We start from the raw sequence: 22089 nt of genomic DNA on the forward strand, positions 1-22089 counted from the left end.
TATTACTTCAAAATCTCACTCGTGCGAGTTGGGATTTCTCGGTTCCGGCCGGGGCCTGAATTCGCTATGTGACTAGGTGTTTTGTCGCTTGGCGGGTTTCCCCTGTGCCGTGGCGACTCGTAATACTCTACGCAGGTTCAAAACACTTCGCAAGTCGAAAATGACCCCAAAAACCACCCACAGGCGTCCGTACACCCATTTTTAGCCCCGCAAAGCACCTCCACCAACAGTATTTCACCTAGTCACAGGCGGTCAGTGAGGCAGGTCTATGGCTCACATCTATGACCCACTACACCTAAAATTCTTTGAAAAACCTTCAAAACTCCCCCAAACTGCCCTCCCTGACCCGTTTTCAAGGAATACTGCACCCCTCTCTGCCCGTTATGCCAGGCGTACACAACCCCTATATAGAGAAGGACATTCACCATGCCAGCCCTATCCCTGCTCGACTTTGCCCTCATTTTCCCGGGTGAACGCCCCGCAGACAGCTTCAAACGCTCTGTAGCGCTAGCCCAGCACGCAGAGAAACTCGGCTACGAACGCATCTGGTACGCAGAACACCACAACATGCAGCGCATTGCCTCAGCAGCCCCGGCAGTGCTTATTGCCCACGTTGGTGCACAGACCTCAACCATTCGACTGGGAGCTGGCGGTGTCATGCTGCCCAACCACTCCCCTCTTACCGTGGCAGAACAGTTTGGCACCCTGGCCGAAATGTACCCCGACCGCATCGACCTGGGCCTGGGCCGGGCACCCGGTACCGACATGCGCACCCTCGCCGCCTTGCGCCGGGACCCGCAGGACGCAGAGAACTTCCCCCAGGACGTCCAGGAACTCGCAGGCTATCTGAGCGGGGACACCCGTGTGCCCGGCGTCCACGCCACCCCGGGGGCAGGGACCAATGTGCCCCTCTACATTCTGGGCTCCTCCCTCTTCGGCGCTTCCCTCGCTGGTGCCCTGGGCCTGCCCTATGCCTTTGCCTCCCACTTCGCCCCCACTCACCTGGAACAGGCCATAGCGGTCTACCGCGAGCGCTTCACCCCCTCAGAGCAGCTAGAGCAGCCCTACGTGATCGCTGCGGCTAACGTGATTGCCGCCGATACAGAAGAGGACGCCCGCGCCCAGCAGGTAATTGCGCACCGGCAGCGGGTGAAGTCCATGATGCGCCTAGATGACCGCGACCTGAGCGACGACGAGCTGGATATGCTGGTCGCTTCACCCCAGGGCCAGCAGATCCTGGATATGCTGCGCTACACCGCGGTAGGCACTTCGGAGCAGGTAGGTGACTACCTCACCCGCTTCGCTGATTCGGTACAGGCCGACGAGCTGATGATCTCTAACCTCTCCCCCAGCACGGAACAGGCCCACCGCGGCCTTGAGGTGCTGGCGCAGGCCATGATTCAGAAATAGAACGAGTTACTAACAAGGCAAAGGTGGAACAGGCTCACAGCGAAGCTGTTGGCACGGGGCTGGCGTGAATCGCTGGTGATGAGCACCGAGATTCCGAGCGCGCGAGGAAAACAAATCTCGGTGCGAATCTGGCGAGCTTGCGAGCCAGCTAGCGAACCAGCGAGAGGGTCGACAGCGAGCGTGAGCCTGTTCCACCTTTTATAGATAGTTATCCCTCTAGAAAGGCCAAGACCGCGCGGACGCGGCGGTTGCCGGTATCGGCGGGTAGGTCGAGTTTGTCGAAGATATTGCCCACGTGCTTGGCGACGGTTGCCGGGGATATGAAAAGTTCAGCTTCGATCTCTGCGTTTGACCGCCCCTGGGCCATGAGCCGCAGGATTTCCAGCTCGCGCGGGGAGAGCCTGGCCAGCTTGCCCCCGGTAGGGTGCACTGCCTGGCCGGGCTGGCGGGCGGACGCTCCCCCGCTGCCCCCTGCCCCGGGGTAGGGAGAGGGGGTGGGGGCGTCCGCGCCGGAAGCACCAGCCGGGGTGACGGGTATCTGCCCGCTAGAGGTGCCGCCGAGAAGGTGCTGGACGACGTCCGGGTCGATGACGGTGCCACCTGCCACCACGGTATCGAGGGCGCGGGCGAATTCTTCGACGTCCCCCACCCGGTCTTTGAGTAGGTAGCCCAGCCCGGCCGCGGAGCGGGCGAAAAGCTCGCGGGCGTAGGCAGTGGTGATGTACTGGGAGAGCACCACGATTGGAAGCCCCGGGTAGGTTTCGCGCAGTTGCAGGGCAGCCTTCAGTCCGTCGGACGTGTGGGTAGGCGGCATGCGCACATCGGTAATGACGGCATCGACCCCCTCCCCCGCCATAGCCGCCTCGACGGCGGTGAGCAGGGTGGGGGCGTCCTCGGCTTCTGCAAGCACAGAGTGCCCCAGCGCCCCTAGCACCATCGTCAGCCCCTGGCGGAGCAGGGCGGAATCTTCGGCGAGGATAATGCGCATGGGGCACCTTTCGTGACAATGTTTCACGTGAAACGCTACAGGGTTGTTGAGTCCTTGGGTAGGGGCAGGGCCAGGGTCAGGCGGGTGGGGCCACCGGCAGGGGAATCTACCTGCACCGTGCCACCCAGGGCAGCAGCGCGTTCTACCAGGCCGGCAAGTCCGGTACCGCGGGCGGGGTCAGCGCCGCCGATACCGTTGTCTTCTACCGTAACCACCAGAGACTCCCCCGCCACGAAGGCAGAGAGTGAGACAAACTGGGCCTGAGCGTGCTTGAGGGTATTGGTCAGAGCCTCGTTGGCGGTGTAGTAGGCGGTGCGCTCGATATCGCGCGGCAGGCGGGTGGGGGCGTCGTAGGTCAGGTGGACCGGCAGGACGCTGTGGCGCACCAGTTCTTCCAGGGCAGCCTTGAGGCCGTGGTCTTCCAGCACCGCCGGATAGATACCGCGGACGGTGTCGCGCAGGGTCTGCTGGGCGTGGGAGAGCTGGGTGCGGGCCTCGGTGACGTGGTTGAGCAGGGCGGCGACGCGGGCGTCCTGGGTATCAGTAACCAGGTTCTTGGCTTCCATCTCGGCTAGGCCAAGGCGCAGGTTGAGGTTGACCAGTTCCTGCTGGACGCCGTCGTGCAGGTTGCGTTCGATACGGCGGCGTTCGCCCTCGAAGGCGTCGACGATGGTGGCGCGGGAGGCGGTCAGGTGGGCCAGTTCGCGTTCCTGTTCTTCGGGGCGGGAGGACAGGATCAGCTTGGAGAGGCTAGCGCCGGTGGCGGCCAGCAGGCCGTTGACGTAGGCAAAGATGATGAGCAGGACGGGGATAGCGGCCAGGAAGACCCACCAGTACTGGGGAGTAACTTCAAAGATTTGGCCGCTTGCGGGAAGAAGGCCCTGGTTGATGTAGTAGTTCATTTCCCCCTGGGAGTAGAGGGAAAGGTACTGCCAGTCGAGGTAGAGCCTACTGCCCGTATACAGGTAGGAGGCAACAGCAACCGCGGCACCGATTATCATGATCTGGAGGAAAAAGACGATACCGGCGAGCCAGCCCCAGACGGTGGTCAGTGCCAGGGAGCCGACCTCGCGCCAGGTGGCAATCTCTTTGAGGCGGAAAAGGGCACCTTCAAAGAAACCAGCCTTGGGGTAGTCCACGTGGCCGTTGGCGACGACACCGTGACCGGTCTTAGCCAGACGCCAGCGCTCATACACGCCGAAGCCAATCGCCACGAAGGGCAGAACCAGGAGCCCAATCAAAGAGGCGGCCAGGCCAGACACCAGGGAGGCAACAATGCCCTGGGCTACTAACACCGCAAAGGCAATCCAGGGGCCGGCAGTAAAGATATAGAAGGGGTTAGCCATACGGCGCCACAGGCTCTTGATGGGCTTAGGTTGGTCAGTGGGGTCAGTATCAAAGGACGCCGGTGCTTGGCTCCCTGCCGCAGGGGCGGCAGGTGCGGCGTCATGCAGGGTGTAATCGGTGCTTGTCATGCTTCTATTCTTTCGCTCCAAACCCCCGAGCACAGTGGGGCAGTCTCTACTCTTACCTCACCCGCACCCCACCTGCCAGGTAGAGCTGGCTCTACCCCGGGCGTCCTCACCGCTTCTTCAACACCTTATCGGCACCCACCACTCCGCGCAGCAACTGCGGGTCAATCTGCACGCCCTCGCGCACAATCGACAGCTGGCCGGTAGCCTCCAGCACCACGCACTGCACCTGACTCAGCTGCGACACCCCGGCCTTCCGCAGGGCCGCGTACACCTCAGCCGGTGCCAAATGCGAGCGCTTCAAATGGCGCACCACGAACTTGCCATGAGCCATAATTACCCGGGGCTTGTGATTGATGTGCCGGATGCCGGTCACCGACTGCACCGCACCAAAAATACTCTCCAGCAGCATGAGCGTGCCCAGCCCCACCATGCCAGACGCCAGCGTCGGCGGGTGCCCAATAATCACGCGGCCCGCCACCGCACCAAACATAATGATGATGACCGCATCAAAACCGTTCCAGCCGCTCAGCACCCGCACACCGAAGATACGCACCAGCACCAAAAAGGTCAGGTAGATACCCACAGCAGAGAGCATCACCACCGGAATACGCCAGGGCTCGATCCCCAAATACTCAACTAGCGCAGGGCCCCACCCCTGCGGCGGCTCGAAGATACCCACCGGCCCTACCTAGCAGAAAGAGCTACGGTTAGTTCCTTGACCAGAGCCCCCAGGCGGAAACGCTCGGGTGCAAGAGGGGTAATGCCCACCTCTTCCAGCGGCTCAGCCGCCACCGGCCCCACAGCAGCAGCAATAGTTCCCGTTTTAAAAGCCTCAATCACCTGCGGCAACACCCCGCGAGCCGACGCCGCCTCAAACAGGGCAGACACCGCAGGAGCAGCAGTAAACGTCACCGCATCCAGCTCATCACTCACCAGGGCATCAATCAACTCATCCACCAGCTCAGGACGCTCAGGAGCCTCCCACCTATGCGGCACCACAGCCGTCACCCGCGCCCCCGCATCCACCAAACGTCGCTCCTCGGCGGCATCCGGCGACCCGTGCTGCTGAACCACCACATGCAACCCAGCCACACCACGCTCAAGCGCCAAATCCACCAAAGCCGACGTACGCTCCTGCGCCGCCATACCAGCGTCCTCAAACCCCAAACCACGCACCGCACCCCTACCCTTAGCGCCACGCACCAAAATCGTAGCCCCCGCAAGAGCCTGCCTCAGCTGCTCCTCAAGACCGCGCTCGCGGGCAGAATCAAACCAGCCGTTCAGACCATAGCCGGTGGTAACCAGCAGGACGTCGGGGTGATGGGCAAGGATGTGGTCGGTGGCCGCGTGCAGCTCGGTGTCATCTGCTACCGGCACGATACAGACGGTGGGGGCCACCAGCACGCGCGCCCCCTGCCGTTCGAAAGCAGCAACCTGCTCCTGAGTACGACGGGAGGCCGTCACGGCAATGGTCTTACCGGCCAGCAGGCCGGCATCGGGAGCGGCGGACGCGCGGGGTGAAGAAGCTGAGGAAGTCATAACACCAGGGTACCGCCGGGGTGGAAATGACAGAAGAATCCCTACTCCGAGGGACGATTTTCTAAATACAAGTTCACAGAACTTGTTTGGCGAAGATGCTCACCGAGCTCCGGGAGAAACATGAAAGCGAGCATACCGATAGCCTGGTGTGCCTCCGTAACCTCTTGTAGTCTTCGGCCGGTAAATAAAGGCTCGTGGTGCGCTGCACGGTTACGCACACCATTCACAAGAGCAAGATCCCGGTCTATTTTCTTTCGATCTGTTTTAGAAGGAAAGGCTTCGTGCAGATACGGCACCCACAAAGTTTTCTCTAACGCCGCCGATGTAAGGTGACGCCAGAACCCAAAAGATAACTCAGCAATAATTTGCCCAGGTAGGGGGTTCGATAAGCGAGTACGTTTCGCCGCTTCATCAATACTTAAACGGTTACGGGCGTTCAAGTCTCTTTTCTGCCCATTCCGTACTCGTATCAAAGGCGCTCTTACAGGTGATACAGAATCTAGTAGCCAGTGATTTGAACCAGGCCACGAGTCAGAAATGACACGGTTGTAAGTATTGCGAAGGGCTACTTCGATATGAGCCACATCGTGCATGATTGCCCCTGCCAGCTGAGTATTCCACTCGTATAGACGCAGGGCTAAATTAGAATCTTCATGAGCTGCACGCTTATAGGTTTCCCATCTTTCCGCTGAAAGCCACTGCTCTACCCAATGAGTTTCCTGCATCCTAGACATCATTCCTTTGTGATATGACAATGCCCCGGCGAGAATACTCCAACATGAGTTTGAAGTAGCGCTCCACCGGGGCTTCTACGCTTCAGAATACCAGCCAATTATTCATTTATCTAGAGCCTCTTAGAGCCCTCGCGCACGCTCAGAGGGGCCATGCGGGTGCCATGGCGGGCGATGAAGTCTGCAACCCAGGCGGGGTCGGTCTTGGAGTACTCACGCAGGGACCAGCCGATGGCCTTATTGATGAAGAACTCCCTGGAACCAAAGTTGAGGGTGATGATTTTTTCGAGCAGGACGGTATCGGTAGCGGCCTTGCGGGGGCGCTGGTGGTCGATAGCTACGCGGCGCACCCACAAGTTGGCGTCCTGCGCCCAGGCAAGAATGAGGTCGTCGTTGGGGTTGCGCCAGAGAATCTCGCCGACCATGGTGTCGAGGCGGTCAACGGTGTCCCACCAGCTTTTCTCTTCGATGAGATCGCGCAACCAGTCGATGTCTTCAGGTTCGAGGTAGCAGCGCAGGGCGTGTAGATAATCGAGCGCGGCGTACTGGAACTCCCGTTCCGGAGCCTGCCAGCAGGCCTCAACGAAGCTGCGGTCTATGCCCTGAGTCTTCGCTTCTACCCGGGCCTCTGCCAGCAGGGGTTTGATGAGTTCCCGGCGCTGCGGGGTTTTAATTCCCAGGAAGGGGAATTGATTACGCATGTAGGCGGCCATGGGGGCGGCATTGACGGGATTGGACGCCGCTGTAAGGGTCTCATGCAGGGCAGAGAAATTCATGGGGCTCTTTCGAGTGGTGACGGGTGGAGTGTTTGGAGCAGGTTGGTGCTTCTGTTGAAATATCTTAGATAATTCAACAGGTGAGGATATTATTCTACACATGATGAATTTCATCTACGAATGAGGAATTTTTGGGTAGACTGAGCGTATGGCAGTTCAGCACTCTACTACTTCTGGTTCCCCCCGCGGACGGCGCAGCGGCGGTACCCGCTCGCGCGAGGACATCCTCAACGCCGCGAGAACGCTTTTTGCTGAACGTGGCTTTGAGGGAGCATCTGTTCGAGCTATCGCCTCCCAGGCCAAGGTAGACCCAGCCCTGGTTCGACATTTTTTTGGATCGAAAGAAGCACTTTTTCTAGCTCTGCTCGATGAGATGGCGGACCACGCTGAGAAGGCTCCAGCCCTGCCAGCATCGGGTGCCGACAGTCAGGGGGTAACCCTTGTAACTGCCTACCTGCAGATGTGGGAGTCAGATGAGACTGGCCCACTTCTGAGAGCGCTCGTGCGTTCAGCGCTGGCCTCAACTGATGCCACCCCAACCATCAAGGATGCTCTAGCACGACACCTTACACACAGCGCCGCTAGCCCTTTGCTACCCAACCTGGATGAGGCGTCCGCAGAACTCTTAGGTACCCAACTTCTGGGGCTAGCCGTGGGGCGCTACCTTCTACAGCTCCCCCACCTTGTCGCGCTCAGCACCGATGAACTGGCTGAACGCACCGCACCGGCAGTCCAGAGCTATCTTGAGGGGAATTCTTACTCCCGTAAGACCCGACCCGCGCCGAAAAAGAAGAGCCCCCAGGAGCAGCTGTCGCTGTTTGATGGCCTCTTCTAACGAGAGGGCCGCCTCCTGGGGGCTTGTTTTTAGGCTGGGGTTAGAAGGTTTCGGTGCCGGTGTAGGAATCGTGCACCATGTTGGCAAAGCGCGAGTAGTGGCCCTGGAAGGCGACCGCGATGGTCTTGGTGGGGCCGTTACGGTGCTTAGCGACGATGACGTCCGCCTCGCCTGCGCGGGTTGATTCTTTCTCGTAGTAATCCTCGCGGTGCAAGAGAATGACCATGTCAGCGTCCTGTTCAATAGAGTTATGAACGGTGATGCCGTTGGCGATGAAGTTGTGGTTCCCTAGCACAGTGGCGTCGAAGACCTCTTCTTCTCCCTCGTACTCGATAGAGGTGACGGTGTCCCAGAAAAGGTCATTGACCGCAAGCATGTCGAGCTCAGCGGCATCAAGGACGCTAGCTACCTGAGTCAGCACAGGAGCACTCGTTCGTACGCCAGCAGATGTAAGAGCATCAGCTACTCGAGTAGGCTCACGCAGAACATCACCTACCTGCCCCCAAACCTGCTCATTCCTGCCCAGCGGAACATCGGCGTCCTGAATCTCGATGTCTTGAATCTCAAAGCTAAACCGGACTAAATCATCATGCTCAGACACAGACAGAGAACCATCTTCAACGACCGTTGAAATACCAAAACGTAGAAGCAGAAGGCTTACCTGCTCAGCAACCGGTCGAGGCAGGTTCACCGTAACCGATGAATCTACAGTCTGCACGTCTAAGAACACTATGCGCAGGAAAAGGCGAATCTGCTCTTTCGGTAAGGAAAATACCTTAGAGGGAACACCCAGCACAGGTGCTGTAGAAGCAGCTTCGATGACCTGCTCGTCGCTCCAGTGCGTCTGGGCAGATGGCCCGTTAACATGGCGGGGTACGCCCAAACGATCGCCCACTGCAAGCTCACCCAGCCCCTTCCAACCTGTATAGGTAAAGAAGGGATGATTGGCGGTAGCGCGCAGGGTCTTACCCGAAGCTAGCGTTAGACGATAAACAGGTTTCACGCCCGTAGAAAAGACGTGGGTCAGGTGCCGCTCCACGAAACGCATATCGTCCCCCAAGGACCATACCGGGACGTCCTGAGCGCCCTGCTCAAAAAGCTCACCCATCGTTGTTTCAGCTCCCGTATCAGAGCGAAGTACACGAGTATCGGCAGTCAGACAGCCCGACTCGCGAAGGTCCGACACCTGCGGCTTCTTATCGGTGCGCTGCTCAGAACCACGGTTCAGCTGCGAAAGGGCAATCAGGGGCACCTCAAGCTCCTTAGCCATCAGCTTGAGAGCACGCGAGAACTCCGAGACTTCCTGCTGGCGCGACTCAACCTTCTTACCCGAGCTCATCAGCTGCAGGTAGTCCAGAACAATCAGCTTGAGGTTATTCTTCTGCTTCAGGCGGCGGGCCTTAGCGCGAATCTCCATCAGGGTCATGTTGGGTGAATCGTCGATAAAGAGCGGAGCCGAATCCATCTTGCCCATGGCGGTAGCAATCTTGGCCCACTGGTCATCGTCCAGCTTGCCCTTGCGCAGGTCGGACAGATTGATGCCAGCCTCAGCCGAAAGAATCTTCATAGCAATTTCGTTGCGGCCCATTTCCAGGGAGAAGAACACCGTGGTCATACCGTGCTTAATGGCAGCAGACCTGGCGATGTCTAGGGCAAACGTCGAATTATGGGTGGGCACAAAAGCACGAGAAGCCAAGAAAAGATGCTGCTCATTATCTACCTCAATACAGCGCACCGGCACAGAATCAACAGGCTCCACAGCAACAATGTAGCGAGAGCTCCGCTTAGCGGTCGGACGGGCATCGCGATCACGGTGCATCTGATTCTTGCGAGACAGAGCAAAAACAGAATCAGAGGAAGAGAAGGTCAGCTTGTAGGCCGTCGACGTAGCCTCGCTACTGCCCTTGACCTTTTTCGTTGCCATACCCGTGCGGTACCCCAAAGAAAGCGCCAGCTCCTGGGTATCGTACGCCAGCTGACGGTTCGTAACCGTGAACTGAATACACCCGGCGTTTGTAACGGTGCCGTCGCTATCGAGTAGCCCTGCCAGCAAAGCTCGGCGCTGCGCTTCAGAGGCCCGTAGGTACTGCATAGGAATGTGCTTATTATTCAGAATGCCCAGAGTACGCAGGCTCTCAGCACTCGGAGCCAAGGCTGTTGAGTCATCACCCAACCAAATTCCCAGGGTGTAGGGGGCGACTAGTAGGTCAGCTTCGGGCAGTTGGAGCGGGCGGGTGTTAGCAATGGAGTGGTTGGCTCGACGGTCAGCCGTCGCGCAGCGAACCGTCTCACGAATCTCAGCAGTGGTGCGCACCTGCGCGCCCACAGACGTCCGCACACGCCCCCCACCTGAACCCGCCAGAGCTGACGAGTGTGCCCGACGGGACGCGCGGGTTTCGGTGAGCCACTGGTGCTCGGCGTCCGCGATAATCTCGGTTCCGTCATCAAAAATGACCTTGAAGCAGGGACGCCCGGTCATCACATCGGTAGCGTTCGTGACGGTCGTGGGGTGCCCGTCTGCACCCAGAACGGTGTCGCCCACGCGGATATCGCCCATGGTGGTCCAGCCTGTGGGGGTGGGGATGGGGGTATCAAGGGCGAGTGCTTTACCCATCGCCGGACGCGCCGCGATCACGATCATCTGCCCGGGCTGCAGGCCGGCGGTGAGCTCGTCGAACTCGATGAAGCCGGTGGGCACGCCGTGAATGCCGCCGTCGCGGGAGCCGTTGGCCTCAATCTCTTCGACCGTGCTGTTCATGGCCTCAGAGAGGGGGACGTAGTCTTCCTTGGTGTTGTTGGCAGAGACGCCGTAAATCTCGGCCTGGGCGGCGTTGACCAGGGCTTCAGCCTCGCCGTCGCCGGAGTAGCCCAGCTGTACAATCTTGGTGCCAGCCTCCACCAGGCGGCGGAGCATGGCGCGTTCAGCCACAATTTCGGCGTAGAACCCGGCGTTAGCAGCGGTGGGGACGCCCGCAATCAGGGAGTGCAGGTAGGCTGCCCCGCCCACGCGGTTCAGTTCGCCGCGCTTGGTTAGCTCGTCGGCTACGGTGATGGCGTCCGCCGGCTCGCCGTGCCCGTAGAGGTGGATGATGGCCTCATAGATCATTTCGTGGGCGGGCTTGTAGAAGTCAGCGCCGCCGCCGATGACCTCAACGACGTCGGCGATGGCGTCCTTGGAGAGCATCATACCGCCCAGTACCGACTGCTCGGCGGTGTCGTCGTGCGGCGGTGTGCGGACGAACTCAGACTGGCTCTCAGACAAGGCGGCCCCCTCGGTGGTGAAGAATATGATGAGCTTCTATCATCTCACCTGCGAGCGCCCGGAGACCACCGCTTCGCTGTGAGACTAGATGCTGGTGAGGTAGTAGTAGACGGCAAAGAGGGCATAGAGCAGTACCAGGGTGGGGGCAGTGACTGCTGCGATAAGGCGGGGTATGGAGGGGGCGCGGCGTAGGGCTGCGAGGAGGCAGAAGTAGCCGGGGGTAGGGGAAAGAGTCATAGCTACTTCCTTTGGTGTCCACAGCGACGGTGATGTGATGGGCTTAACTTTATCTCGGTAGCATGGGTTCTAGCTAGAGTACTTAAGTACTAGAGATTGAGCCGGTCAGTGCCAAGAGGGGCTGGTCGTAGCCAGAGAAAGGACTCCGGTGGGCAGCACAAAGAGCAAGGGCAAGGACGCCAAGGAGCAGCTCAAGGGCCTCAAGGCCGAGGTGAAGTACCTAAAGAAGGGGCAGAAGCAGCTGCTCAAGCGGGTGGAGAAGCTGGAAAAGGCGCTCGCCGCCGGGCAGGGGTCGGCGCTCGCGACCTCCCCTGTGCAGAACCCAACCCGCGCCTCAGATGCCGGGGGCACCCGGGGCGGGGCGGGGGCGTCCTACCCGCAGCCGATGAAGTCGGGCAAGTACCGGGGCAGCTACTCCCACTACCGGGTGACCGAGGTGGGGCAACTGACGCCCACCGTCATGCGGGTGGTTGCCGAACCTGCTGACGGCAAGCGGATTGAAGCCCAGGGGCTGGTGGGTGAATACATCTACCTGGTGACCGGCAAGAAGGGGGAGGTGCTGCCCGCGCCGACCTTTGAGAAGGGCAAGGCGCGATGGAGCCAGCCGACCACCACCGCCAAGTACACGGTCAGGAACTTTGACGAACGCACCGGGGCCCTGGAAATCAACATCATGCTGCACGAGTACGGGGCTGGGACGACCTGGGCCCGCACCGTTGCTGTGGGCGATAGCGCGCATTTTCTGGGGGCGAAGTCGGGGTACTCCATCAGCAAGGACTACGACTTTTACCTGCTAGCCGGGGACGAAAGCGGCCTACCCGGTATGGCCCGCTGGATCGAGAGCCTGCCCGCGAGCGCCCGGGGTGTGGCCGTGATTGAGGTGCCCGGAGAGGCGTCACAGCAGGTGATTGCTGCTCCTGAGAATTTTGAGGTGGTCTGGGTGGATTCTGCCCGGCGCGGGGCGCTGGCTGAGGCCGTGATGGCTTACCCTCTGCCGGAGGGGTCGGTGTGTACCTGGTTGGCGGGTGAGTCCGGGTCTATTCACCCCCTGCGTATCTGGGCGCGGCGGGAGTTGGGCGTACCCAAGGGGCACGGCTATGCCAAGGGGTATTGGAAGAAGAAGTAGTTTGGGTACAGGGTGTCATCAAAAGATATAAATTTTTAGGGTAACTTAATCAGAGATTTAGGCAAACCTAAAAATGGAGTTTTACTGATGGCACTCACCCGCGCAACCTTCCTTAAGCTCACAGCAGCAACCGCCCTCACAGGCGTCCTTTCTGCATGTTCAACAGGCTCAAACACCCCCTCTTCAACTTCAAAGGCCAGCGGGGGTAGCTATACCGTTGATCATGCCTTCGGCAGCACCACTTTCGATGCTGTTCCTGAAAAAATTGCTGTTGTTCAGCCCTGGAAAAATCCCGATGCCCTTCTTGCCCTGGGCGTAGTCCCAGCAGGCACCCCCTATGTGAGCTGGGGTGAGAACGCCAACCGCTCCACCGACTGGTTCGACGCTAAGCTCACCGAGCTAGGCAGCGAAGAGCCCACCCGCTACGACGAGACCGACGGCCCCAACTACGAAGCCCTTGCCACCCTAGAACCTGACGCCATTTTCTCCCCCTACGGCGACATGACCCAGGAGGTCTACGATAAACTCTCGGGCATCGCCCCTGTAATTCCTGCCCCGGTAGGAGTAGGGGCCTACGAGACCAGCTGGCAGCAGTGCCTTGAAATGGCAGGCAAGATGCTCCAGCGGGAGGACGACGCCACCTCCCTCATCACAGAAGTTGAAGGGAAGCTTGCAGAGGCAGTTGCGGAGCACCCTGTTCTGAACGGGGCAAGTTTCATTGCTGGCTACTTCGATACCGCTGCCAACACCTTTGGCGCCTACACCTCAGAGGACTCCCGCCCCCAGTTCTTCACCTCTCTTGGCATGGTCAATGCCCCCTACATTAGCGAGCATGAGGGTGAGGCCGAGGGTGTCTATATGACTATCTCTTCTGAGGTTCTTGACCAGGTTGAGTGCGACGTCATCTGGGCCTGGGCCAACTCTGCTGAAGAAGCAGAGGCAGTACGTTCCCATGAACTTTTCGCCCAGCTGCCCGCCCTCAAGAATGATGCGACGGTCTTTGAGACCGACAAGCAGAAGGGGCTCGCCCTCTCTGCTGCCTCGCCGCTCTCAGTGCTATGGGCTCTCAACGAGACCACCTTGCTTGCAGACCTGGCAGGGGCTGTAGAGAACACGCGCGCAGCTTCCTAGCGCAGGTGGGCGCTGGCGATGCTGGCCGCTAGTTCGTGGAGGTAAGGACGCGGGTTGGCCAGGGATTCTTCCAGGGTGGCGGCGGTATCGCCCACCACCGAGTAGACGGCCGTAAAACCGGCGTCGCGGGCTTGGCCGGTGGAGAGTTCACTGATTCCACAGACGGCGATAACCGGCAGGTTGCGGGCGGAGGCTTCTGCCGCAACCCCGGCCGGGCCCTTGCCCTGGAGGGTTTGCTCGTCGAATTTTCCTTCGCCGGTGATCACAAGATCAGCGCCTTCCAGGGCCCGGTGGAAGCCGGTGAGCTCAAAACAGACCTCAACGCCGGGGCGCATGGTGGCCCCTAGGGTTGACAGGCAGGCAAAGCCCAGACCACCGGCAGCACCCGCACCGGGGGCGGTAGCGAATGTTCCACGTGAAACATTGAGGGCTTCCTCTACCGCATCGGCTAGTTTTTGCAGGTTCTGGTCAAGCTGGGGAATCTGCTCTTCAGTAGCCCCCTTCTGGGGCCCGTAGACAGCAGCAGCGCCGGAGGGACCGCACAGCGGGTTGGTCACATCGCTAGCCATGATAATTTCTACCCCGGCCAGACGCTCATCAAGCCCGGTCAGATCAACTGAAGCCAGCTGCCCCAGCGCCCCGCCTCCAGGGGCAAGCTCGCGCCCCGCAGCGTCCTGAAGTTTCACACCGAGCGCCTGCATGAGACCCGCTCCCCCGTCGGTGCTGGCAGACCCGCCCAGGCCGATGATGAGCGTCCGCGCACCCGCGCCCACCGCGTGCAGAATCAGCTCACCGGCCCCGAAAGAGGTGGCCCGCCAGGTATCCAGCTGGTCTTCGCGCAGGCGGGCAATGCCGCCCGCTTCGGCGATTTCAAGGACGGCCGTGCGTTCAGTTGGCGAGTAGGCGTAGCGGGCGGTCACCGGCTGACCGGCAAAGGGGCCCGTGACGGTGCAGGTGACTTCGCTGTAGCCGGCGGCCAGGGCGGCGTCTACGGTGCCGTCACCGCCGTCCGCAATGGGGCAGGTGATGACCTCACACCCGGCAGCCCCCTCTAACCCGGCAGCGAGCACCTCAGTGAGCTGGGCACCGGTGAGCGTGCCCTTGAACTTATCGACAGCGAGTAAAACCTTCATGGGTCTATTATGCGCCTATCTCTCTAAGAGGTGACTTTCAGCCCCACAATACCCGCCACAATCATGAGCAGGAAGAGCACCTTAAGCAGGGAAACCGGCTCGGTGCCGGTCGCCATGGCGTAGAGGACGGTGACGGTTGCGCCGACGCCCACCCACACGGCATAAGCGGTGCCAGTAGGCAGCTCCCGCATGGCATAGGCCAGGCCCACCATACTCAGCACCAGACCCCCAATAAAGACCAGGGTGGGCGTCAAGCGGGTCAGCCCCTCAGACTTACCCAGGGCCGTTGCCCAGACAGCTTCAAAGAGACCAGAAATAATCAGAATAAGCCAGTGCATAAGCACCCATTCTAGGGGCGCACTCGCACAGTTTAAAACGATGAGGCCGGGTCCCCCGACCCGGCCTCATCAATACACACACATTTACACATCAGGGCTAGGCCCCATGCAAGAAACACACACTACTGCTTTCTTGAGATTCTCCAGGGCCACCCTGCGGGCGGCTGCTCTTTCGAACCTTGTACCTCTAGTATGGCGGAGCCTTCTTAAGCTCCTATATATCGTTCCTGTGCACAGCCTGGGAATCATGAGGTCCCGCATGAGTAGGCAGGACGCCCACCGGTGGCACCCAAACTTGCGGAAGCCCACCCTTACCGTAAGACATCCTGCGGTGTAGGGCCTCTAGCGGGCCGGGCTTGCCCGCCGCTTCAAGGGCCACCGCTACGAGAACCGTCACCAGCCACCCGCCTGTGCCGACCAGCAGGAGCAGGGCGGCACCGGCGTCCGCAAAGAGCCCCAGGGCAAAGCTGCCAAAGATAACCAAGAAAATCACCGACTGCAGCACATAGCCGGTCATGGACCGCTTACCCAGGGCAATCAGGGGTCGAAGCGGGGCAGGGACGGGGGCACCGGCGTCCACACGCTCCTGAACCCCGGCAAGTGCCAGCGCCAGCAAGGCAATAAAGCCCGGGCCGCCCAGCACGCCCAGGGTCATCGTGAGCACCCCGAAAACGCCGGTATGCAGCACACCCAAGGCCTCAAGCCCGGCGGGGATGCCAGTGCCCAGGGCAGCCGCCAGACCCACCCCGGCCAGCCAGACCAGTACCCGGCGATGACGCGCGGGCTCAGCCAGCACGCCCTCTCGCGCCAGCACAAACCCCAGCAGCATCAGGGGGAGCAGCATGAAAGCCTGCATGGGCACACCGAGGAGGCTGCCCAGCAGCACAATCAGGCCGTTGAGAAGCACCGACCAGTAGCTTGTGACCTGCAACAAATCACCACTGCCGCCGTTCAGTAACTCTTGGAGCTGGCCAGAGCCCAGCACCGCCTGAAGCAGGAGCACCCCGGCCAGGGCCACCAGGTTGGTCACGACAAAGAGCGTCCCAGCGACCCAGAGCAGGACCTTGGTGCGCACCGCAATCAGGCAGGCCATGAACAGGCCAATCAGGCCGTAAGCCAGCATAATGTCGCCCCAGAAAAGAAAGACCATGTGCAGGCCGCCAAAGATTGCCAGCATACCGTAGCGGCGGGCGATCACTCCGCGGGCCTTCGGTAGGGGGTAACCGCGCCGGTAGAGGCTGGCGGCAATCAGCCCCACCCCAAAGCCCAGCAGGGTCGAGAACATGGGGAAGCCGCGGGCATGCACAAAGGAGGTGGTAAACATGATGGTCAGCTTGTCCCAGAAGCTGCCATCTACCACCCGGCCCGTCATCGAGGCCGGGCCGCCCGCAAAGAGCACCCAGGCTGTAGCCACGTTGGCTACCGCAATGCCCCAGAGCATCAGCCCGCGGGCAACGTCGGGCACCAGCATACGCGAGCGGGTGGATGACGCCTGGGCCTGTGAGGGCTGAGGCTGCGGAGCCAAGGCATGCGTGGACTGAGCCTGTGGTTGTTGTCGATGAGAGGGCTGGATAGGGTGCTCCATTGCTACCTTTCGTGTGTGGGTACCTACTTCTACCCTAGAGAAAACGAGTAGGTGGCGCATCCGCCGGACGGGTGAAAAGAGACCCTCAGCAGTGAAAACAACTTAAACACCGATGGCGAGACCCCCATACTGGTCTCGCCATCAGTGAGTGAAAACCGGGTTCAGCATTACCCGCTTTTCGAAGCACACACACATTCGCTTCTTGTAGCCTTTCGAGCTGTTACATCTATATAACCGCACTAGGCTTGAACTGGGTTTTGAGTTGCCTGGGAGCAAGCTGGGTATTTTTGCGGACGCCCGTGGGTACCTCCCGGGCGCGGGCAGGCCCCGGCCAGCCCGGGGAACTTCTAGGAGAAGTAGCCAATCAAGAAGAACCAGAGCACCGGGTTAGCCAGCACAGACACCACCAGAATCACGATGAACCAGAGCGTGTGCCTGGCAAAGCGCAACAGACCCACCAGAGCCAACACAAAGGCCAGGGTAGCTGCCACAACAGAAATCGCCATGAACCCCAAAAAGGTCGCTAGAACCGTTGAGGGGGACCCCACATTCACCACAAAAGCCAACACCAGCGTCAGCACCGCCACACCCTCGGTAATCGCAGCCGCAATCAGGGTCTGGGTGCTCTGCGGGCGGCGGGTACGGGCAGCAGGAGGTGTCGATTGTAAAGCCATACCCTCTAGCATGCCAGACTCCCCTGTGAAAACCGCAAGCCCACCACACGCAGAACGCCCCGCTCCCCCACGAAAGGGGGAACGGGGCGTCCTCATGCTGCTAGAAACCTAGCGAATAGCCCTCAAGGGAATTACTCGGCTACAACGTCCAGCTCAACGTTAGCTACAACGTCTTCGTGCAGACGCACAGAAACGGTGTAAACGCCGGTGCGCTTGATAGCGGAACCGAGGTTGATCGCACGCTTGTCGACGGAGCCTGCGCCTGATGCCTCAATGGCGTCAGCAACGTGCTCAGCCTTGACGGTGCCGAAGAGGCGGCCGTCAGCGCCAGCCTTGTGAGCAACAACAACGGGCTTTGCTGACAGAGCAGCTGCGGTTGCCTTTGCTTCTTCGAGGTTAGCCTTGGCGCGAGCAGCGCGTGCTGCGCGGATGGACTCAACCTGCTTTTCGCCGCCTACAGTCCAGGTGACTGCGAAGCCGCGGGGCAGCAGGTAGTTACGTGCGTAGCCGTCCTTGACGGTTACAACGTCGCCAGCGGCGCCGAGGCCGGTGACTTCCTGAGTAAGAATGATCTTAGCCATGTTCTTCTACTCTCCTATCGATTTAGCGGCCAGCGCCTGAGTAGGGCAGCAGTGCAACTTCGCGGGCGTTCTTGATTGCCTGAGCGATCTTGCGCTGTTCCTGAACGGTCACGCCGGTGACGCGACGTGCACGGATCTTGCCGCGGTCGGAGATGAACTTACGCAGAAGTGCGACGTCCTTGTAGTCGATTACGGTGACGTCAGCAGCCTTCAGGGGGTTCTGCTTGGGTTTGGGCTTGCGGATTTCAGCCTTAGCCATCGTGGTGCTCCTTTTTCTGGTGGGAGCCCGCGGGATAAACCGCGGGATGGATGAATATTTTGTCTTGGTTCAAAGAAGGACGCCCGGCGCCCCTTTCCTTCTGCCGTGCAGGCGGTGCCTGCACGAGGTTTAGAAGGGAGGTTCGTCGTCTGCGCCGGAGCCCCAGTCGTAGTTGCCACCGGACTGCTGGCCCCAGGGGTCAGCAGCAGGTGCCTGCTGGGCCGGTGCGGCCTGGGGGGCTGCTGCCGGTGCGGCAGGGGCAGCATTGAAGTTGCCCTGCTGTGCGCCGCCGGTGTTACCACCGTAGCCGCCCTGATTGCCGTAGCCTGCGCCGCCACCGTAACCACCCTGGTTGCCGGCGTTGAAGCCGCCACCCTGCTGGTTACCGTAACCGCCACCGAAGCCCTGGTCGCCACCGAAGTTGCCACCTGAGCGCTGGTTGCGGGATACGTTAGCGGAGGCGAAGCGGAGTGAGGGACCGATTTCCTCGATCTCTAGCTCCATGCTGGTGCGGCGTTCGCCTTCTTTGGTTTCATACGAGCGAGACTTCAGACGGCCTTGCGCAATCACGCGCATGCCCTTCTTGAGGGTCTCGGCGACGTTCTCAGCAGCTTCACGCCAGACGCTGGCGCGGAGGAAGAGGGTTTCGCCTTCTTTCCATTCGCCCGATGCGCGGTCGAAGTTGCGGGGAGTCGAAGCGATCGTGAAGTTAGCTACCGCCGCACCGTTGGGGGTGAAGCGAAGCTCAGGATCGCCGGTCAGGTTACCGATGACGGTAATGACGGTATCGCCAGCCATGTGATGCCTCCAGTCGTAATAAGAGTAAGTATTTGAAGTTTTGCACGGGGGTCTGACATTTTAGTGAACAGGGCCCCGTCTCAAACATTTACTTGGAGGAGATCTGCTGATCTTCCGGGCGGATGATCTTGGTGCGCATGACGGATTCGTTCAGGTTCAGAACGCGGTCCAGTTCAGCAGCAGTCTCGGGGGTTGAGGTGAAGTTAACGACGGCGTAGATGCCTTCGGACTTCTTCTGGATTTCGTAAGCGAGCTTACGGCGGCCCCAGATGTCCATGTTGTCAACGGTGCCGTTGTCCTTGGTGACAACTTCGAGGAACTTGGTGAGGGTGGGCTCTACAGCCTTGTCCTCTACCTCGGGGTTGAGGATAACCATCAGTTCGTATGCACGCATGATTAAACCCCTCCTTTGGGCTAAGCGGCTATGGGATTTCCATAGCAGGAGATTACGTACGGTCTGGCCGGTCTCAGGTGTTGGCCGAGCGCCAGCACAGACTTGACCAACTTTACCGCAGGACGCCCGGTTTGGGCAGGGGTGGCGCGGTTAAAACGGTGTTGTTCACAGCACCATTAGTAGATGCGGCGGTTAGCGAGGGCGTTGAGGTAGCCGACGCGTACGGGGATGGTGAAGAGGTCCCAAATCATGACGATGACGAGGGGGATGTAGAAGATCCAGCCAATGAAGGGCACTGCCGCGGTGATACCGCCTGCGATGAGGTTACCCACGATGTAGAAGATGCCCATGATGGGCTGGCGCAGGTAGAACTTGTGGGCCCCAAGCCACCAGAGGAAGAAGAAAAGCAGGTAGGCCACCAGGGTGGACTTGGCCTGCACGATGTAGACCGGCTGACCCTGGGCAAAGGAGCGGGCGCGGCCGGGGTTGTTGATGTAGGTGGGCTGGTAGTGCTGGGGCTGTTCGGGCATGGTCTCCTGCCTTTAGAGGGTGGGCCTAGAGTGAGGCCACAAATTTTTGGAGGGTGGATTTGGCGGCGTCTTCGCTGTTGATGGCTTGGCGCAGCTGGGCTTCGCTTTCTTCGCTGCCGCCCAGGCCCACGCTGATGCTAGCTTGGGCTCCATCTGAGACTACCTCAGCGTTGATGTAGAAAGGGATGATTTCTCGTTGGGCTTTACCGTTAGCCAGGTAGGTAACTTCGAAGGTGGCTTGGCGGTAGCGGGCAGCCCGCCAGACTCGGGGGTCGGTGCGGTCCGGCACCAGGTAGAAGGCGGGGCGGTCGGTGAGTTCCCAGGAGACGTTGCTGATGGTGGCTGTCGAGTCTTCCCCGTGCAGGGCCGAGGTGGGGCACCCGGCAACATCGAGGCGGCGGGCGCTTTCGCAACGCTCTAGCCAGGAGGTGATGAGGTTGTTGGTTTCGTTCCACATGCGGGGGGATGGGCGCACGTCGAGGGTGAGCTCCTGAGTGCTTGTTCCGCTACCTGGCAGGGGTGCGGTGACGGTGTGATCGGCATGCCTGAGGGTGTAGTAGGAGCTGCTGGGCAGGGTGAAATCGTAGGTGCCAGGCAGGGTTGGGATTACCCACTGGTACCCGGCTTCTGTTTCTGTACGGCGCGTAACGGGAAGGTCGAGGGGCTGGCCGTTGACCTGCACCCCGGCGAGCGCTACCGGCGCGGTGAGGGTGAGGTAGGACTGGGCGGGGGTGGCAAGTTGCCAGCTGTCGTTGAAGGGCCCCGTGCGGGGTATCTGGGTGAGTGGCAGAGTGAGCTGGTGGTCTTGCCCCGCCACGGTGGCGAGGACGCTGGCTGTAACCTGCCCGGTGGCGTCCTTGCTGGTGCCGGTGATGGTGTAGTTTTCTACGCGCCCCTGGGCAGCGCGGTAGATGGAGTTGGTGAGGTAGGTGTAGGTGAAGTCGCTGTAGGCACCGCGGTCGATGCCGGCGATGTAGTCGCCGCGTTCGAGGGCGCTCATGTAGCGGTCGACGCTATCTTCGGGGGTGTGGGTGAGGGAGAGGTAGTTGCCCACAGCGGCGACCAGTATGGCGAGCAGGGTGACAAAGAGGGTGGTGAGGGTAAGGCGGACGCGGACGGTGCGGGCGTCCTTGCGGGTAAGGACGCCGGCGGCGCGCTCGGAGAACTCCCCGACCTGGCCCGGGATTCGGCTTACTCGCTGGATGGAGGTGGTGAAGGTGTCGCGCACAGCCTCGGGACGGGCATGGGAGACGGCACGGGCCAGCCACTGTTCGCCATTCTTTTTCTTGCGCTCAACCATAGCTCTATTGTAAAGCCAAACAATAAGGGTGGTGACTTCTTTCCCCTTGAGAAGAAGTCACCACCCATGCCAGTCAAGAACTAGCTAGTTTTAGCCGCGGGTATCGGTAAGAGTAAACCGCAGGTAGCCCAGCAGGGCGGGCACAGCGGCCCAGAGGGCAAACCAGGCGCCGCCTTCCAGGTAGCTGATGTCGGCATCTGAGCTCAGGTCGTAGGTGAGAATGACGCGGCCTAAGCCCGAGGGCAGGTAGTTGTAGGCGTCCGCCACCCACTCGAACTGGCCCATGAAGATAGCGGCGATGATGGGCAGCACGAAGAGCAGGAAGACCACCATGACGATGCCGCCAGCGTTATTACGGAAGAGGGCACCGAAGCCGTAACCCATCCAGGTCATGAACATGAAGTAGATACCCACAGCCACCCAGTTGAGCACCAGCCCGTCGGTGAATTCAAGGGTGTCTCGGATAGCTGAATCAAGCACGGGGTAGCCTGCAGCATAGGCCAGGGCAGCCAGCACAAAGCCCAGCACGAAGCCGTAGACGCTCAGAACTAGCAGCTTGGCAATATAGAGCGATGAACGGCGGGGAACAACGGTCAGACTAGTATGTATAGACCGAGTGGCATATTCAGCACCGATAAATACAGCTGCAACAGCCGCAATCAGCATATTGGCCAGATCAACACCCGAAGCACCTAGTGCATATGCCATATTGGTCATAGACTCGATGCCGGCGTTGGTTTGGGCCATGCCCTCAGAGGCCTGGGCCATCATCTCAGCGCTCTCTGCCATGGAGTTCAACATGAGGGAGTACAGCGGGGCCATACCCACCATGACCACAGCCAGAATCAGGGTCATGACCCAGTTGGTGGTTAGGGTGCGGAACTTCAGCACCTCAGAGCGCAGCACACCCCAGAAGGTCAGCTTGCGGTCGGCAAAACGGGAGTGGTTTACCTGCGCGGACGCGGGAGAAACAGATGCAGTGGTCAT

At 60.3% G+C, this 22089-nt stretch carries 23 protein-coding genes; 4 read left to right on the top strand and 19 right to left on the bottom strand.

Annotation, left to right across the window (positions count from 1 at the left end; translation table 11 throughout):
- The first annotated feature begins 426 nt into the window (after positions 1-426).
- Positions 427-1410 (top strand): LLM class flavin-dependent oxidoreductase, encoded by a 984-nt coding sequence (locus L6963_RS10720; RefSeq protein ID WP_237207625.1) that lies wholly within the window; start codon positions 427-429, stop codon positions 1408-1410.
- Between the two features lie 208 nt (positions 1411-1618).
- Here the strand turns inward: L6963_RS10720 and L6963_RS10725 are convergent, their stop codons facing one another.
- The 6 genes from L6963_RS10725 to L6963_RS10750 form a co-directional block, all read right to left on the bottom strand.
- On the bottom strand, positions 1619-2398 hold the full coding sequence (locus L6963_RS10725; protein ID WP_237207626.1) for a response regulator transcription factor: 780 nt from the start codon (positions 2396-2398) through the stop codon (positions 1619-1621).
- A gap of 35 nt (positions 2399-2433) precedes the next feature.
- Positions 2434-3873 (bottom strand): sensor histidine kinase, encoded by a 1440-nt coding sequence (locus L6963_RS10730; protein ID WP_237207627.1) that lies wholly within the window; start codon positions 3871-3873, stop codon positions 2434-2436.
- A gap of 106 nt (positions 3874-3979) precedes the next feature.
- The gene (locus L6963_RS10735; RefSeq protein ID WP_237207628.1) at positions 3980-4501 is read right to left on the bottom strand and encodes a DUF421 domain-containing protein; all 522 of its coding nucleotides are present in this window, start codon (positions 4499-4501) and stop codon (positions 3980-3982) included.
- A 56-nt stretch (positions 4502-4557) separates the two neighbouring features.
- The gene (locus L6963_RS10740; protein WP_237207629.1) at positions 4558-5412 is read right to left on the bottom strand and encodes a uroporphyrinogen-III synthase; all 855 of its coding nucleotides are present in this window, start codon (positions 5410-5412) and stop codon (positions 4558-4560) included.
- A gap of 41 nt (positions 5413-5453) precedes the next feature.
- A complete protein-coding gene (locus tag L6963_RS10745; RefSeq protein WP_237207630.1) occupies positions 5454-6137 on the bottom strand; it encodes an Abi family protein in 684 nt (227 codons plus the stop codon).
- A gap of 119 nt (positions 6138-6256) precedes the next feature.
- A complete protein-coding gene (locus tag L6963_RS10750; protein ID WP_237207631.1) occupies positions 6257-6919 on the bottom strand; it encodes a DNA alkylation repair protein in 663 nt (220 codons plus the stop codon).
- 148 nt (positions 6920-7067) lie between these two features.
- Between L6963_RS10750 and L6963_RS10755 the strand changes: the two genes are divergently transcribed.
- Entirely contained in the window at positions 7068-7754 is a 687-nt protein-coding gene (locus L6963_RS10755; RefSeq protein WP_237207632.1) for a TetR family transcriptional regulator, read from the top strand.
- Between the two features lie 40 nt (positions 7755-7794).
- Here the strand turns inward: L6963_RS10755 and dnaB are convergent, their stop codons facing one another.
- Positions 7795-11016, bottom strand: a complete 3222-nt coding sequence (gene dnaB, locus L6963_RS10760; RefSeq protein WP_237207633.1) for a replicative DNA helicase — start codon at positions 11014-11016, stop codon at positions 7795-7797.
- 84 nt (positions 11017-11100) lie between these two features.
- On the bottom strand, positions 11101-11253 hold the full coding sequence (locus tag L6963_RS10765; protein WP_237207634.1) for a hypothetical protein: 153 nt from the start codon (positions 11251-11253) through the stop codon (positions 11101-11103).
- A gap of 148 nt (positions 11254-11401) precedes the next feature.
- Here L6963_RS10765 and L6963_RS10770 point away from each other — a divergent pair, with 148 nt between their 5' ends.
- The gene (locus L6963_RS10770) at positions 11402-12379 is read left to right on the top strand and encodes a siderophore-interacting protein (protein ID WP_237207635.1); all 978 of its coding nucleotides are present in this window, start codon (positions 11402-11404) and stop codon (positions 12377-12379) included.
- An 87-nt stretch (positions 12380-12466) separates the two neighbouring features.
- Positions 12467-13510, top strand: a complete 1044-nt coding sequence (locus tag L6963_RS10775; protein WP_237207636.1) for an ABC transporter substrate-binding protein — start codon at positions 12467-12469, stop codon at positions 13508-13510.
- Here the strand turns inward: L6963_RS10775 and L6963_RS10780 are convergent.
- The 11 genes from L6963_RS10780 to L6963_RS10830 form a co-directional block, all read right to left on the bottom strand.
- Positions 13507-14643 carry a glycerate kinase gene (locus tag L6963_RS10780; RefSeq protein WP_237207637.1) on the bottom strand — a complete coding sequence of 379 codons (1137 nt, stop codon included), beginning with the start codon at positions 14641-14643 and terminating at the stop codon, positions 13507-13509. The genes L6963_RS10775 and L6963_RS10780 overlap by 4 nt on opposite strands.
- A 23-nt stretch (positions 14644-14666) precedes the next feature.
- Complete coding sequence (locus L6963_RS10785) at positions 14667-14981, bottom strand: DMT family transporter (RefSeq protein ID WP_237187008.1); 315 nt, start codon at positions 14979-14981, stop codon at positions 14667-14669.
- A gap of 214 nt (positions 14982-15195) precedes the next feature.
- Positions 15196-16566, bottom strand: a complete 1371-nt coding sequence (locus L6963_RS10790) for a DUF418 domain-containing protein (protein WP_237207638.1) — start codon at positions 16564-16566, stop codon at positions 15196-15198.
- Between the two features lie 347 nt (positions 16567-16913).
- On the bottom strand, positions 16914-17240 hold the full coding sequence (locus tag L6963_RS10795; protein WP_185173747.1) for a hypothetical protein: 327 nt from the start codon (positions 17238-17240) through the stop codon (positions 16914-16916).
- A gap of 131 nt (positions 17241-17371) precedes the next feature.
- Entirely contained in the window at positions 17372-17821 is a 450-nt protein-coding gene (gene rplI, locus L6963_RS10800) for a 50S ribosomal protein L9 (RefSeq protein WP_135011324.1), read from the bottom strand.
- 22 nt (positions 17822-17843) lie between these two features.
- Positions 17844-18080, bottom strand: coding sequence for a 30S ribosomal protein S18 (rpsR, locus tag L6963_RS10805; protein WP_004005948.1), 237 nt, complete (start codon positions 18078-18080; stop codon positions 17844-17846).
- Between the two features lie 129 nt (positions 18081-18209).
- Positions 18210-18878 (bottom strand): single-stranded DNA-binding protein, encoded by a 669-nt coding sequence (locus L6963_RS10810; protein ID WP_237207639.1) that lies wholly within the window; start codon positions 18876-18878, stop codon positions 18210-18212.
- A gap of 88 nt (positions 18879-18966) precedes the next feature.
- Positions 18967-19272, bottom strand: a complete 306-nt coding sequence (gene rpsF, locus L6963_RS10815) for a 30S ribosomal protein S6 (protein ID WP_135011322.1) — start codon at positions 19270-19272, stop codon at positions 18967-18969.
- Between the two features lie 176 nt (positions 19273-19448).
- Positions 19449-19802, bottom strand: coding sequence for a TM2 domain-containing protein (locus tag L6963_RS10820; RefSeq protein WP_237187013.1), 354 nt, complete (start codon positions 19800-19802; stop codon positions 19449-19451).
- A 25-nt stretch (positions 19803-19827) separates the two neighbouring features.
- Positions 19828-21102: a hypothetical protein gene (locus L6963_RS10825; RefSeq protein ID WP_237207640.1), complete on the bottom strand. Its 1275-nt coding sequence runs from the start codon at positions 21100-21102 to the stop codon at positions 19828-19830.
- 90 nt (positions 21103-21192) lie between these two features.
- On the bottom strand, positions 21193-22089 hold the full coding sequence (locus L6963_RS10830; RefSeq protein WP_237207641.1) for an ABC transporter permease subunit: 897 nt from the start codon (positions 22087-22089) through the stop codon (positions 21193-21195).

The organism is Rothia nasimurium (genome assembly GCF_928392795.1).
In the GTDB taxonomy this organism is placed as follows: domain Bacteria; phylum Actinomycetota; class Actinomycetes; order Actinomycetales; family Micrococcaceae; genus Rothia; species Rothia nasimurium_F.

Coding starts and splice junctions, on each gene's coding strand:
- L6963_RS10790 (WP_237207638.1), bottom strand. CDS start 16,566: ATGGAGCACCCTATCCAGCCCTCTCATCGACAACAACCACAGGCTCAG.
- L6963_RS10780 (WP_237207637.1), bottom strand. CDS start 14,643: ATGAAGGTTTTACTCGCTGTCGATAAGTTCAAGGGCACGCTCACCGGT.
- L6963_RS10740 (WP_237207629.1), bottom strand. CDS start 5,412: ATGACTTCCTCAGCTTCTTCACCCCGCGCGTCCGCCGCTCCCGATGCC.
- L6963_RS10795 (WP_185173747.1), bottom strand. CDS start 17,240: ATGGCTTTACAATCGACACCTCCTGCTGCCCGTACCCGCCGCCCGCAG.
- rpsR (WP_004005948.1), bottom strand. CDS start 18,080: ATGGCTAAGGCTGAAATCCGCAAGCCCAAACCCAAGCAGAACCCCCTG.
- L6963_RS10820 (WP_237187013.1), bottom strand. CDS start 19,802: ATGCCCGAACAGCCCCAGCACTACCAGCCCACCTACATCAACAACCCC.
- L6963_RS10765 (WP_237207634.1), bottom strand. CDS start 11,253: ATGACTCTTTCCCCTACCCCCGGCTACTTCTGCCTCCTCGCAGCCCTA.
- L6963_RS10725 (WP_237207626.1), bottom strand. CDS start 2,398: ATGCGCATTATCCTCGCCGAAGATTCCGCCCTGCTCCGCCAGGGGCTG.
- rplI (WP_135011324.1), bottom strand. CDS start 17,821: ATGGCTAAGATCATTCTTACTCAGGAAGTCACCGGCCTCGGCGCCGCT.
- rpsF (WP_135011322.1), bottom strand. CDS start 19,272: ATGCGTGCATACGAACTGATGGTTATCCTCAACCCCGAGGTAGAGGAC.
- L6963_RS10730 (WP_237207627.1), bottom strand. CDS start 3,873: ATGACAAGCACCGATTACACCCTGCATGACGCCGCACCTGCCGCCCCT.
- L6963_RS10785 (WP_237187008.1), bottom strand. CDS start 14,981: ATGCACTGGCTTATTCTGATTATTTCTGGTCTCTTTGAAGCTGTCTGG.
- L6963_RS10775 (WP_237207636.1), top strand. CDS start 12,467: ATGGCACTCACCCGCGCAACCTTCCTTAAGCTCACAGCAGCAACCGCC.
- L6963_RS10745 (WP_237207630.1), bottom strand. CDS start 6,137: ATGCAGGAAACTCATTGGGTAGAGCAGTGGCTTTCAGCGGAAAGATGG.
- L6963_RS10810 (WP_237207639.1), bottom strand. CDS start 18,878: ATGGCTGGCGATACCGTCATTACCGTCATCGGTAACCTGACCGGCGAT.
- L6963_RS10720 (WP_237207625.1), top strand. CDS start 427: ATGCCAGCCCTATCCCTGCTCGACTTTGCCCTCATTTTCCCGGGTGAA.
- L6963_RS10755 (WP_237207632.1), top strand. CDS start 7,068: ATGGCAGTTCAGCACTCTACTACTTCTGGTTCCCCCCGCGGACGGCGC.
- L6963_RS10830 (WP_237207641.1), bottom strand. CDS start 22,089: ATGACCACTGCATCTGTTTCTCCCGCGTCCGCGCAGGTAAACCACTCC.
- L6963_RS10825 (WP_237207640.1), bottom strand. CDS start 21,102: ATGGTTGAGCGCAAGAAAAAGAATGGCGAACAGTGGCTGGCCCGTGCC.
- L6963_RS10750 (WP_237207631.1), bottom strand. CDS start 6,919: ATGAATTTCTCTGCCCTGCATGAGACCCTTACAGCGGCGTCCAATCCC.